We start from the raw sequence: 13,481 nt of genomic DNA, 5'->3' as shown, positions 1-13,481 counted from the left end.
GCGGGGACCTTGTGAATTCAATTCTATTGCTCATTATCCTTATCAACGTTGCTTACATGACACTTTTTACATTGCGGATGATTTTGGTCATTAAAGGTTACCGGAAAGTTGCTGCAGTTTTGTCCATGGCAGAAGTGTTCATCTATTTAATGGGATTGACCATCGTTCTTGATAACTTGGATAAGCCGCTGAATGTTGCCGCCTATTGTGCTGGCTGGGGACTGGGAGTTTATCTCGGAGGCATTATCGAAAATCGTTTGGCGCTTGGCTATATCGTTTTTGATATTATTGTCGATGCCTTGGAATTGGAACTGCCGCTTCAAGTTCGAGAGAAAGGCTATGGAGTCACTTCCTGGATGGCGGAAGGCAAAGACGGAGCAAGGCTTTGCATGAAAGTCCTGGCAAAGCGGAAAAATGAGAAAAAATTGCGTGATTTTGTGACAGGATTATCACCGAAGGCTTTCATCATTTCCTACGAACCAAACCGGTATAATGGTGGCTTTCTCACAAATCCGATTAAATCTGCAGGTGGGATTAATCGAAGAGCATGAAAACTTTTTGAGCAGACGCGAATGCGTCTGCTTTTTTCATTGCTAGTCGTTATAATGGATAAAACGAGACGAAAATTTCTTCGCCGTTTTGAATCCGCTAAGGAGGTGTAGCCATGGGCAACAAAAGCCACGGCCTGAAACACGGCTGGACATTGATCGCGCATAAATCATTCACGCTGTTTTCAAATGCCAATACCTACATCGTCATTGACGACGAGCACGACACCGTCATGCACTTCAAAGTCACGGATTCTGAATTTGAAGTCATCTCCGCCAATTGGGGACTCAATTATAAAGTCATTCTGGGTTTCAAGACGATAAAAATTTTGGATGTGCCGGAAGAAGAATGATAGTATTCAAGCAAAGGAGTTGTCCCAAAAGTAATTTGGGACAACTCCTTTGCTGTTTTTATGAAATTCATCTCACATTATTCTCAAAAAGGTGATGAAAGGCCATATTTCTTGAGATGGTATTGCAGGCTCTGGCGGGTAATCCCTAGCTTTTTAGCTGCTTGAGATACATTCCCATTAACCTCGCGCAAAGTTGCTTCTATATAATATTTCTGGGAATTACTGAATATCTCTTTTAACGGTCTATTAACGCTGTTTAACTGTTCTCGTTCCACAGTTGTCTGAGAATGAATCAATTTTCTTTTCATATAAGACGGCAAGTGTTCTAAATCAATTTTTTCAGCAGTCTCCGGCACCCGTATCACCAGATTTTCAATCAAATGTTCAAGTTCGCGTGTGTTGCCTGGCCAGTTATAGTTCAGCAGAGCCGCCGTTAAAGCGGCCGATAAGCCGGGAACTGTTTTGCCTAATTTGGTTTGGTAGGCTTTTAGGAAATAATCCAGAAAATAATGGATATCTTCCGTGCGTTCTCTTAAAGGCGGTATATATAAGCTGGCATGGGCAATCCGATAAAATAGGTCTATCCGCATTTTGTTAGCTTCAATCAAAAGTTCCGGATCTTCATTTGAAGCACTGATAATAGTGCATTTTACCGGTATAAGCTTATTTGATCCAACTTTCCGGACGGCCCGTTCCTGAAGAGCGCGCATCAATTTTGCTTGCAGAGAAACTGGCATGGAATTTATTTCATCTAAAAAGAGAGTGCCATCCTGTGCATATTCAAATAGGCCGGTCTGATCTGCAGCTCCTGTAAACGCTCCTTTTACAGTGCCGAATAATGTGCTCTCTAAGAGGTTTTCGGGAATGGCTGCACAGTTTATAGCAACAAAAGGTTTTGAAGCTCGAAGACTGTGATTGTGCATGCTTTGTGCAAACAATTCTTTTCCAGTTCCCGTTTCCCCGACAAGCAGTGTGTCAGAATTGTAGAGAGAAACATTCTGAGCTTCCTTAATCAAATCTTTAAGGATCAGGCTTTTTCCTTTGATGTCATTAAAAGTAAAAATTGTGCCATTCTCATAGACGATTTTCTTGCTGTCGTCGGATTTTCTCTGCCTTTTTACTTCTATTGTTTGATGCAGCATGTCTTTTAGCTTTGATTCATTGGTACTGATGGAAAAAACTCCGATTGTGTCGCCATCTCTCTTGACAGGGTAAGTACTGTAATTCACATATCGCGGAACGCCGTTGATGGTTGCATGGGCTTTGTATCTTGAAAAAATCGGCTTTCCTGTTTTAAAAGTATGTTTATGCTCAGAATGCTGAGGATTGTAATTGTAAACAGACCATAGCGTTTTTCCAAGAATATCGTAACTATTCAATCCTTCCATTTTTTCCTGAGCGCTATTATATAAAATTATTTCCCCTTCAGAATTGCTCATCATCACTCCTTCTTCAAGAGAATCGATGATTTTCTTCAAACAATATACTTCGGTCTCTAAATTTTTGATATCTTCTCGAAATTCATTGATGCATAAAAAGATGAATGAGGGTTCAATGCTGAACTTTTTCAATTCAATTGCTACTTTTTTTCCATTCAACAAATAGTCGGTCGGTCCAGTCTGGTCAAAGTCGATTGAGCTGCAATCTAACAAATTGCGTATATGCTGTCCATGCTGCACAAGTAATCCGAACTTTTCAGAGATTTCATGCCATACAACTTCGTAATGTTCGTTCAAAACAATGACGCCATCTACGAAGCTTCTAATTATCGTTCCCAATGATTTAGCTGACAAAACATTCCACTCCTTTATAAGAAAAACTTCCTCTGTGCCCCGTATTCTGCACTTCATCTGCTATTTAAAAGCAATAAATTAAAGCATATAAAAGCAGTTTAACACTTTTTGACTGTTTTGAATATTTCGAATGCAAAATTTATCTGCATTTCCAAAAAACCTTTTTAGCCAAGAAATAAAGGGTTTTTTAAAAAAACTATAAGTTTCTTTAAAACAAGCGTTAATTTATCTGCACTTTTATAGAGAACTGAAACATGGAGGAAAGTTTTTAATACGCTTTTTCCAATTAAAAGAATAAATTGAAGTACAAAACAAGCAATTTTACTGGCTTTTTATAATTCTTTTTGCATTTTTCTAAATTTGGCACGCTTATTGCAATATAAATAAACGAACCACTAAAACTAACTTAAGAGAAAGTAGGAGGAATGCGTAATGACACAACCGGAAATTTTGTATTCAGTGAAAGCACAAAGAGGATCTACACTTCGTTGTAAAGGATGGAGACAAGAATCGATTTTAAGAATGCTGGAAAACAATATGGAAAACGCAGAAAAACCGGAAGAGCTTGTCATCTACGGCGGCATTGGCAAAGCGGCGCGCAACTGGGAATCTTATCATGCGATTGTGAAAACTTTAAAGGAACTTGAAGATGACGAAACATTGGTTGTCCAGTCGGGGATGCCGGTTGCCGTTTTCAAAACACATAAATATGCGCCAACGGTAGTTATGGCTACCACTAACATTATGAAAGCGGACTGGCCGACTTTCTATGATTTGCAAGACAAAAACCTGACAATTTACGCCAACTATACAGCGGCTCCTTGGGAATATATCGGCACACAAGGCGTTATCCAAGGAACATTTGAGACATTGTCGGCAATTGCCCGGCTGCATTATAACGATTCGCTTGTCGGCAAAATTCTGTTGACGGCAGGTGCAGGGGGCATGGGCGGGAATCAGACACGCGCAATGACAATGCATGGAGGGGTAGCGATTCTGGTTGACGCAAACGTTGAGATCATCAACCGCCGCATTGAAAAAGGATTTATCGACGAATTAGCTGGTTCATTGGATGAAGCGATTGCTAAAGCGAAAGAATATGCTGCTGAAGGAAAGTCTCTCGGCATTGCAGTAGTTGGAAACGCTGCAGATGTTTTTGAAGAAGTGCTCGAAAAAGGTTGGCTTCCGGATATCTCGACTTCAATGACACCGGGACATGATCCGATTTCCTATCTGCCATCCGGCTACACAGTTCAAGAAGCGGAAGAGCTTCGCGATACGGACCGCGACCTGTATTTGGAAAAAGGACGCGAAACGATGGTCCGTGAATTGAAAGCGCTAATTAAATTTATGGATCTTGGAGTTCATTCGTTTGAATATGGAACTAGCCACCGCAAAGAATGCATTGATGCAGGCATGGATGAAAAAGAAGCAAAACGGCTGCCAGGTTTCGTAGCGGAATATATCCGCCCACTTTTCTGTGAAGGACGCGGGCCATTCCGGTGGATTTGCATGTCAGGAGAAGCTGAAGACCTCCGCAAAATCGATGACATGATTCTAGAGAAATTCAGTGACGACCATTTAGTGACTCGCTGGATCAAGCTTGCGAAAGAACATATCCCGATTGAAGCTCTTCCGGCACGCATCTGTTATATGGGCTTTGGCCAGCGGAAAGCTTTCGCATTGGAAGTCAATGACATGATTCGCCGCGGGGAACTTGCCGGACCGGTTGCTTTCTCCCGAGATAACTTGGATTCGGGATCAATTGTCAACCCGACCTTCGAATCAGAAAATATGAAAGACGGCAGCGATTTAATCTCTGACTGGCCGATGCTGAATGGTCTTTTAAACGCTGTCGGCATGTGCGACCTTATTGCTATCCAGGCGAACTACTCAATGGGCGAAGCGGTTCATACCGGTGTAACGATGATCGCTGACGGAACGGCTGAATCCGATATGCGCCTTGAAGTGGCGATGACTGTCGATTCAGGAATCGGGGTTGTCCGTCATGCACAAGCAGGTTACGAAATTGCCCAGGACGTAGCAAATGGAAAAGGTAAATTAACAGATGAAAGCATCCAGATTCCGCTTTGGTGGAAAAAAGAAGCGACGTTCGGCCCGAAAGATTTGAAAAAGCAAGTTACTAATTGATAAGCCATAAATTTTCTGTATAGAAAACCCATTTTAGCTGAAGAATTCTTATTCGGAGGAAGTTAGCCATTCAGGACTCCTCCTTTCCTTTTTAGGGCTTGATGCTGGGATTTTGGAAGACTCTTTTTCTGAAAAGGCTGTTCTGGCAGTTAGCAGTGCCAACAGGAAACGAGAGGGGGGAAAGAGTTGATTGAACAAAAAGAGATGTCGAAAAGCCGGCAACTTGTTGAAGCGGAAACGCTTAATATTTATTCAATCCGCAACGCTTTCAAATTCTTCTTTTTCAGCGTTATCGGGATATTCATGTTTTTTATCCCCATAGAATTGAATGGTAAAAGCTCCATCCCGTTAGATCATCTTGTGACATGGATTCGGACGGTAACTGGTACGGCTGCTGCTTATTATACGATGATTATTGTGGCTCTAGGAGCTGTTTATCCGTTCTATACAAAAACCTGGCGCAAGAGCAAGGTAGAAACGGTATTGTCCGGTTTTAAAGTATTAGGGGCCGTTGCGGCTTTTCTTGTTTTATTTGAAGCAGGCCCTGTTTGGCTCATGGCGGAAGATATGGGTCCTTACTGGTTTTATAACCTGCTCATCCCCATCGGTGTTCTAGTGCCGATAGGAGCCGTTTTTTTGGCTTTGCTGGTAGGCTATGGCTTACTGGAATTTATCGGTGTCTTTATGCAGCCAATCATGAGGCCGCTTTGGAGAACGCCTGGAAGGTCTGCAATTGATGCTGTTGCCTCGTTTGTTGGCAGCTACTCAATCGGTTTGCTGATTACCAACCGCATCTACAAAGAAGGGAAATATACGCAGAAAGAAGCGACGATTATTGCCACCGGTTTTTCTACCGTTTCTGCTACATTTATGATAGTCGTGGCTAAAACCCTGGATTTGATGCATATCTGGAATCTGTACTTCTGGCTTACGTTTTTAGTCACTTTTGCGGTAACCGCAGTTACTGTAAGAATTTGGCCCATCAATAAAATCAGCGACGATTATTACACAGATAAAGGGTTTCCTGAAGAGATGATCAAGACGAAACGCATTCGATACGCATGGAAAGAGGCAATGGCCACAGCGCATAATGCACCGGGATTAAAAAACAATATAACAGCCAACGTAAAGGATGGATTAGTAATGGCGATGGGCATATTGCCATCCATCATGTCAATTGGATTGATGGGATTGATACTTGTCAATTACACGCCGATTTTTGACTATTTGGCCTATCTTTTTTATCCGTTAACATGGCTGCTTCAAATTCCAGAACCATTGCTGGCGGCAAAAGCTGCAGCCATTAACTTGATTGACATGTTTTTGCCTTCATTAGTTGTGCTCGAAGCCGATCTGCATACCCGTTTTATCATCGGTTCGTTATCAATATCAACCATCTTGTTTTTTTCTGCATTGATACCCTGCATTCTTTCAACGGAAATACCGATTAAAATGAGTCATTTGCTTAGCATTTGGCTGATCAGAACCGTATTGACATTAATCATGATCACACCGCTTGCATTTTTGTTTCTTTAATCTGAAAGATTTTGAGAAAGTAACCGAATGAAAAAGGAGGAATGATCAGTTTGCCTGGCATTGAAGTGGATTTAATCATCAAAAATGCGGCGGAAGTCGTAACGTGCAAAGGGGCGGGAAACGCCGACCTTGGAGTGGAACTGGGTTCTTGGATTGCTGTGAAAGAAGGGATAATCGTCGGCATCGGGACGGAGGAACAATTCAAATCGGAATTTAGCATGGAGAAAGCCCAACAGATTGATGCCAGCGGAAAAGTGGTGGCTCCTGGATTTGTGGATTGCCATACTCACCTGGTCTTTTATGGAACACGGGTCGAAGAGTACGCCAACAAAGTGGCAGGATACGGTCCTGAAGAACTAAAGAAATTGGGGATCAAGACAGGACCGAACCGCACCATTGAGCTGACCCGCGATTCAGAAGCGGAAGAGCTGTTCCGGCAGGCTAAGAAAAGAGTGGAGACCATGCTGGACTATGGCATTACCACTATTGAAAGCAAAAGCGGTTACGGTTTGACGACTGACAGCGAGATAAAGATTTTGGAAATAGGGAGAAGGTTGGCGGAAGAAACACCTGCTGATATTCTGAATACTTTTTTAGGAGCTCATGGCTTTCCTGAAGGCATGTCGAAAGAAGTATATCTGGACATTATTATTGAAGAAATGATTCCGGAAATCGGAAAACTCGGACTTGCCGAATTCTGCGACGCTTGGTGTGATGAAGGGTATTTCACAGCAGAGGATTCGGAAAAGATTTTAAAAGCAGGCATGGCTTATGGGATGAAACCGAAGCTCCATGCCGATGCCTATTCTTATATCGGCGGGTCTGATCTGGCACTCAGTTTAGACATGGTCTCACTTGACCATATGAATTATACTCCGGTGGAAGTGATGGAAAAACTTGCGAAAACTAACGTAACGGCAGTGCTGATGCCTGCGCTGGATTTTGCGGTCGGCCACAAAAAGCCTTTTGATGCCAGAAAAATGCTGGATTTGGGATTGGAAGTCGCACTTGCTACGGATCTTTGCCCTGCCAGCTATACTCAGTCGATGCAATTTGTCATCAATCTGGCATGCCGCCAATATCAATTTTCAGTAGAAGAAGCCATTAAAGCGGCCACTTCTGGAGGAGCACGGGCCTTGGATCTGGATGACCGGGGAGTGATAGAAGCCGGAAAAATAGCAGATCTGCAAATTTGGGATGTTCCGACATACAAGCATATAGCTTATGAACTTGGCACGAATGCTGTGGAGACTGTTATAAAGAATGGACAAGTCATCAGAAGCAGAAACAATATGGAGGTGCTAATATATGACGCAGACTCAAAAGAGTACAGCCGCTGAGCAGGTAGATGAACAGCGTTTACTGGAACTTTTTCTGGAACTCGCAAAAATAAATGGCCCGAGCACAAAAGAGAGGCTTGTGGCAGATTATTTGGTAAAAGTGCTTCCGGAACTGGGATTCACTATGGAGTTTGATGAAGCCCATAAAAATTTCGCTGGCGAAGTGGGCAACCTTATAGCTTGGAAAGAAGGGACGGATCCTTCGATTCCCCCTTTATTTTTCTCCACCCATATGGATACCGTGCTGCCAACAGAAGGCTTGAAACCGGTCATCAAAGACGGCGTCATCCATTCTGACGGAACTACAATTTTAGGGGCTGATGACCGCGCTGCACTCGCTTCTTACCTGGAAGCGGTGCGCGCTATTATAGAAAGTGGTACGCCGCACGGGCCGATTGAATTCATATTGACCGTCAACGAACAGCCGGGACTTGTCGGAGCCCGCCATATGGATTACAGCAAAGCGAAAAGTAAGGCAGGCTATATTTTCGACAGCAGCGGTGATGTCGGGCAAATCATTTTGAAAGGGCCCTACAGCAGCCGGATCTGGATGGAAGTGAAAGGGAATGCTGCTCATATCGCCTTGAACGCAGAAGAGGGAAACAGTGCTTTTCTTATAGCTGCGGAAGGGCTGTCGGCTATGAAACTTGGCAAGATCAGTGAAGAAACCTTAGCGAATATCGGGGTTATTGAAGGCGGGGAACTTACATCGATTATTCCAGGAAGTGTTACCATTGGAGGCGAAGTGCGCAGCTTTTCGAAAGACAAGCTTGATAAACAATTGAGTGAAATGGCAAAAGAAATGCAGGAAGCGGCCAAAAAACACGGCGGAACTGTTGAAGTCCGGTTAGAGAAAAAATACAGCGGTTTTGATATTCCGGAGGACCATATCCTGACAAAAACCGCTTTGCTGTCCGGACAGCAAATTGGCGTCCAAACATATTTAACCGAAACACTTGGCGGAGCAGACACCAATGTATTAAACGAAAACGGACTCACTTGCCTAACTTTGGGCAATGGCTTTCAGAACATCCATTCCTTCAGGGAATGCATCAGCATCGAAAATCTCATCAACACAGGCCGAATGACTGCGGCTCTTATTGAACAATGGTATATCAATCATAAGAAATAAGATGCTTTTTAGAACAGATTAAGATGAAAACGGTTGCAATGAATTTGGGCGAAGAAAAACTAAATGGCCATAGATGAGAGAATTTCATGCTGTCTTTGGCCCATTTCAAACCGGAAAGACCTTGAAAGCAATTCTCTAAGCAGGAATAAATCCAAAAGGGGGCGCTGTATGTTAACGAATCCGGTCGTATTGTCAGTTATTGTCCTGACCATCTTAAGTTTGATGAGAGTCCATGTTATTTTTGCTTTGCTGATCGCTGCCTGCGTAGCGGGCCTTGCGGCGAATCTGTCTTTATCGGATACGGTATCACTCTTCCTTGGCGGCATGGGCGGACAATCAGAAACAGCTATGAGTTATATATTATTAGGGATATTTGCGGCGATGATCGCTTACTCAGGGATTACCACAACATTGATCGATAAACTGCTCGCTATGAAAAAAACAAAGAAAGTGGTACTTCTGCTGCTGATTGCCGGACTCACTTGTTTATCGGGGAATTTGATTCCGGTCCATATAGCGTTTATCCCAATTCTAATACCGCCTTTGCTCATTTTCTTTAATTATTTAAAGATAGACCGGCGAGCTGTTGCCTGTTCACTTACCTTCGGTTTGAAAATGCCTTATCTGCTAATCCCAGCTGGCTATGGACTTATCTTCCATGGAATCATTGCCGGGGAGATGAAAGCGAGTGGTATGGAGATTTCCATGTCCCAAATTCCTTTGGCAATGGCGATTCCTTCTATCGGAATGTTTGTCGGGCTGTTTATAGCCCTCTTCATCACGTATCGGAAGCCGCGGAAGTATGACGATGGCCAGACAAAAGAAGAGCTTGTCGAGCCAACTGAAGCGACAGCCCCTGCAGGAAATGTTCTTGGAATTGTGAAGCAACCGACAATGAATCCCAAAACCTTGGTCACGTTATTGGCCATCGCAGTAGCTCTGGTTACGCAAATTTCCTTTGGCTCGCTTGTCGTGGGAGCAATGGCTGGGATTATTGTCATGTTCATCGGCCGTATTGTCACGTTAAAAGAAGGGGAAGAAGTGGTCCAGGAAGGCGTGAAATTGATGGGAGCAATTGCTTTTATCATGCTGATCGCTTCAGGTTATGCAACCATCTTGAAAGAGACTGGAGCAGTGACGGAACTCGTGACCTCAGTTGGATCGATTCTTGGCGACAGCAAGTTATTGGCTGCCACCATCCTGCTTTTGATTGGCCTTTTGGTGACGATGGGTATTGGAACCTCTTTCGGCACGGTGCCGATTTTAGCTGCTGTATTTGTTCCTCTGTGCCTGTTAATGGGATTCAGCCCTTTAGCGACAGCCGCTTTGATCGGAACGGCAGGAGCATTGGGAGATGCGGGCTCTCCAGCTTCGGATTCTACATTAGGGCCGACCTCGGGATTGAATGCGGATGGCCAACACAATCATATTTGGGATACTTGCGTACCGACATTCCTTCACTATAATATCCCGTTGTTTATCTTCGGATTGGTTGCAGCGATGGTTTTATAAGGTTATCCAAATTCAGGAGGAAAAGTTCCGGCGGAAGCATAAAACATAGATAGGCAATACAAGGGAATAGTGATATTTTTAAAGGGATTGAACAGTCAGGGGAGTGGAGAAAATGACCAATGAAAAAACGATTGAAAGTGAAACTTCAACAATAGCTTACAGTTTGATAATTGAATTGGACGGAAAAACACTGGACAGGCATAAAATCGAAAGGGTGGTATACAGCGATGCTAAAGTGGTTGTGCCTGAATCAGACTTAAAGAGAGTGCGGGCAAGCCGGGAACGGATTGAAGCGCAGCTGCGAAACGGAAAAGTGATTTACGGAGTGAACACCGGATTCGGGAAATTAAGCGATATCGTCATTGACGAAGAAGATATTGCCAAGTTGCAGCTGAATTTATTGCGGGCAGATGCAGTGGGGGTCGGAGATCCTCTTCCGACTCCGGTTGTCAGAGCCATGATGGTACTGCGGGCGAATGCACTCGCCAAAGGGTTTTCCGGCATCAGAGAAGAAACGTTGCTATTGCTGACTGAAATGATCAACCGAAAGGTGCATCCGATTGTTCCTTGTAAAGGTTCAGTTGGCGCCAGCGGTGATTTGGCGCCACTTGCCCATATCGCCATCGTTTTGATTGGCGAAGGAAAGGCGGAATATGGGGGAGAAGTGCTGAGCGGTGCAGAAGCACTCAGCCGTGCTGGGCTAAAGCCGGTTGCGCTGGAAGCAAAGGAAGGCCTCGCTTTGATCAATGGCACTCAAGCCATGACAGGAGTAGGAGTTGTGGCGCTTAACGAGGCAGAACGTCTCGGTCTTGCCGCAGATATGGCGGCCTGTCTGACGATGGAAGCGCTGCAGGGCATCATTTCAGCATTCGATAGTGAATTGTTGGCAGTGCGTCCGCATCCGGAACTTGAAATTGTAGCTTCAAGGATGCGCAATTGGCTGGAAGGGAGCAAGCGAATTACCCATCAAGGGGAGATTCGCATGCAGGATGCTTATTCCATCCGTTGTATTCCCCAAGTGCACGGCGCTTCTTGGCAGGCGTTCAATTATGTGGAGGACCGCCTGAAAATTGAAATCAATTCCGCAACAGACAATCCAATTATTCTGGAAAACGGTGAAATCATTTCCGGCGGCCATTTCCACGGCCAGCCGATTGCCTTGGCTATGGATTTTATGAAAGTTGGTGCGGCAGAATGGGCCAATATTTCTGAGCGCCGAACAGAGCGGCTGGTGAACCCTCAGTTGAGCGGCTTGTCTCCGTTCCTTGCGACAGATCCAGGATTGGAATGCGGATTAATGGTTGTGCAGTACGCGGCAGCGGCCCTCGTATCTGAAAACAAAGTACTGGCCCATCCTGCAAGCGTAGATTCCATTCCGACATCCGCCAACCAGGAAGACCATGTCAGCATGGGGACAATCGGCTCACGTCAAGCACGAGAAATCATCCATAATAGCGCACGTGTCATTGCTATTGAATTAATCTGCGCTTCACAGGCAATTTACCTTGAGCAAGCGGAAAATCAATTGGCACCTGCTACACGGGCTTATATGGAAAAAGTCAGAGAAATTTGTCCGCCACTGAAAGAAGACCGTGCCATCTCAGATCAGATGGAAGAACTGGCGCAATTTATTTTGCGCGACGACACATTGAAACAGCTGCCTTAAACGTACATGAACAATAAAAACGGCCACCTTTTCCTGTAATTCCGGTTAAGGGCGGCCGTTTAATTTTGAAGGAGAAACATATCGTATTTCAATCTCTTGTCTCATGTAGGCTTGTGATATTCAATTTTTGATTGGTGATTTTTCGATATAAAAATTTCCTTCCAGGCATTCAAAATTTTCGGTTAAAGCCTCTCCAATTGGAGAGGCTTCTATTTTGTCCGAAGAGAAATGGCAACGCCGACAAGAATGATAGTTGCTCCAACTACTTGAAGCATTTGAATGGCCTGACCCAAAATCATCAAACTGAAAAGCATCGCGATAAAGGGTTCTAAATTCAGCAAAAGGGAGGCTTTTGAAGCGCCTACCTTTTGGATGGAATTGTTCCATAAGAGCGTACATAAGCCGTGCATAATAACGGCTGTCGCAATCAGCAGCAGCCAATAAGGAATCGGGATTGCCCAGATTTGGCTGGCATTTTCCCAAGGGATAAAAGGGATCAATCCGATGACACCGAAAACATTGCTGTACCAAGTAATAACAGCAGGGTGGATTGTCTTGGACAAATGCTGGACGAAAATCAAAAATACCGAAAAAGACAGCATCGTCAGCGCAATCAATAATTCGCCTTTGCCGATGCTTGGAATCAGCAGGCTGCCATTTGAAATGACCAGCCAGACGCCTGTTAACGCAATAAAGGAACCGAACCAGAAACGTGCGGTTTTCTTTTCATTAAACCAGTAAGAAGAAAGAAGCGAAGTCACAATGGGAGAGAGCGCAAGGATTAAAGCAGCCGTTACCGGCTCAGTGAATTGAAGGCTTGCATAAAAGCTCCATTGGTTTAAAGAGACGCCTATAAATCCGGCAATTGCCAGGAAGATATAATTGTGAACGGTCAGTTTCTGGACTTTTACAGCCCGGAACGTCACGAAGAAAAGAAAAATCAAGATAAAGATCAAACGCAGAACAGCGATGATGCTGGGATCGAAAACTGCTACTAAAATGGCGCCAAAGACAAAATTGCTGCCCCAGGCGATAACACAAAACAAAAGGATTGCATAAGTGAACCATATTTTATTCCTCAAAACCAAAATTCCTGCCTTTCTGCTAATCAAAAAGAAAAAAGAAAGAGAGAGGCTCTTTCTTTTATTGTTCCTATCCGCAATACTGCGGTTTAAAGAATTTCTTCTTATTGCGGCTGTTCCATTCCACAGTTTAGCATACGGCCAAGCGGCTGTCTCTCTTTGCGGAATGGGACCTTATACCAACTTTCAGTAGTTATATATAACTGCTTTGCACAAGGACTCTTTACCTTTAAATTTCCCTATGCTAAGTTCGTTTAGATAGGGAGTTTAAAAGCCGGAGGCTCAGGGAAAAGAAAAGGCGTATAGTTTGCTAAAAATTCAGAAATTTACAATTCGTTCTTACTTGAAAGTCTCTGAGAGGGCTTTTT

Annotated in this window: 10 protein-coding genes; 8 read left to right on the top strand and 2 right to left on the bottom strand. The window is 44.0% G+C overall.

Annotated features, from left to right (window positions below; translation table 11 throughout):
• Positions 1–11: 11 nt before the first annotated feature.
• Entirely contained in the window at positions 12–551 is a 540-nt protein-coding gene (locus ACSFXN_RS04205; RefSeq protein WP_437148931.1) for a DUF2179 domain-containing protein, read from the top strand.
• Between the two features lie 113 nt (positions 552–664).
• Positions 665–901, top strand: coding sequence for a hypothetical protein (locus ACSFXN_RS04200; protein ID WP_437148930.1), 237 nt, complete (start codon positions 665–667; stop codon positions 899–901).
• 83 nt (positions 902–984) lie between these two features.
• On the opposite strand, the gene ACSFXN_RS04195 is transcribed toward ACSFXN_RS04200, so the two are convergent.
• Positions 985–2,694, bottom strand: coding sequence for a sigma-54 interaction domain-containing protein (locus ACSFXN_RS04195; protein ID WP_437148929.1), 1,710 nt, complete (start codon positions 2,692–2,694; stop codon positions 985–987).
• Positions 2,695–3,126: 432 nt separating this feature from the next.
• Here ACSFXN_RS04195 and hutU point away from each other — a divergent pair, with 432 nt between their 5' ends.
• The 6 genes from hutU (at position 3,127) to hutH (ending at position 12,031) form a co-directional block, all read left to right on the top strand.
• Positions 3,127–4,845, top strand: a complete 1,719-nt coding sequence (hutU, locus tag ACSFXN_RS04190; RefSeq protein WP_437148928.1) for a urocanate hydratase — start codon at positions 3,127–3,129, stop codon at positions 4,843–4,845.
• 204 nt (positions 4,846–5,049) lie between these two features.
• Positions 5,050–6,381, top strand: a complete 1,332-nt coding sequence (locus ACSFXN_RS04185; RefSeq protein WP_437149159.1) for a YjiH family protein — start codon at positions 5,050–5,052, stop codon at positions 6,379–6,381.
• A gap of 41 nt (positions 6,382–6,422) precedes the next feature.
• The gene (gene hutI, locus ACSFXN_RS04180) at positions 6,423–7,721 is read left to right on the top strand and encodes an imidazolonepropionase (protein ID WP_437148927.1); all 1,299 of its coding nucleotides are present in this window, start codon (positions 6,423–6,425) and stop codon (positions 7,719–7,721) included.
• On the top strand, positions 7,690–8,853 hold the full coding sequence (locus ACSFXN_RS04175) for a M20/M25/M40 family metallo-hydrolase (RefSeq protein ID WP_437148926.1): 1,164 nt from the start codon (positions 7,690–7,692) through the stop codon (positions 8,851–8,853). The genes hutI and ACSFXN_RS04175 overlap by 32 nt, the downstream gene beginning before the upstream one ends.
• A gap of 168 nt (positions 8,854–9,021) precedes the next feature.
• On the top strand, positions 9,022–10,365 hold the full coding sequence (locus ACSFXN_RS04170; RefSeq protein WP_437148925.1) for a Na+/H+ antiporter family protein: 1,344 nt from the start codon (positions 9,022–9,024) through the stop codon (positions 10,363–10,365).
• Positions 10,366–10,477: 112 nt separating this feature from the next.
• Entirely contained in the window at positions 10,478–12,031 is a 1,554-nt protein-coding gene (gene hutH, locus ACSFXN_RS04165; protein WP_437148924.1) for a histidine ammonia-lyase, read from the top strand.
• 209 nt (positions 12,032–12,240) lie between these two features.
• Here the strand turns inward: hutH and ACSFXN_RS04160 are convergent, their stop codons facing one another.
• Complete coding sequence (locus tag ACSFXN_RS04160; RefSeq protein ID WP_437148923.1) at positions 12,241–13,113, bottom strand: DMT family transporter; 873 nt, start codon at positions 13,111–13,113, stop codon at positions 12,241–12,243.
• Positions 13,114–13,481: the final 368 nt, after the last annotated feature.

This window comes from Planococcus sp. 1R117A (genome assembly GCF_051417975.1).
In the GTDB taxonomy this organism is placed as follows: Bacteria; Bacillota; Bacilli; order Bacillales_A; family Planococcaceae; genus Planococcus; species Planococcus shenhongbingii.
This window is presented reverse-complemented; position numbering and strand designations above follow the sequence as displayed.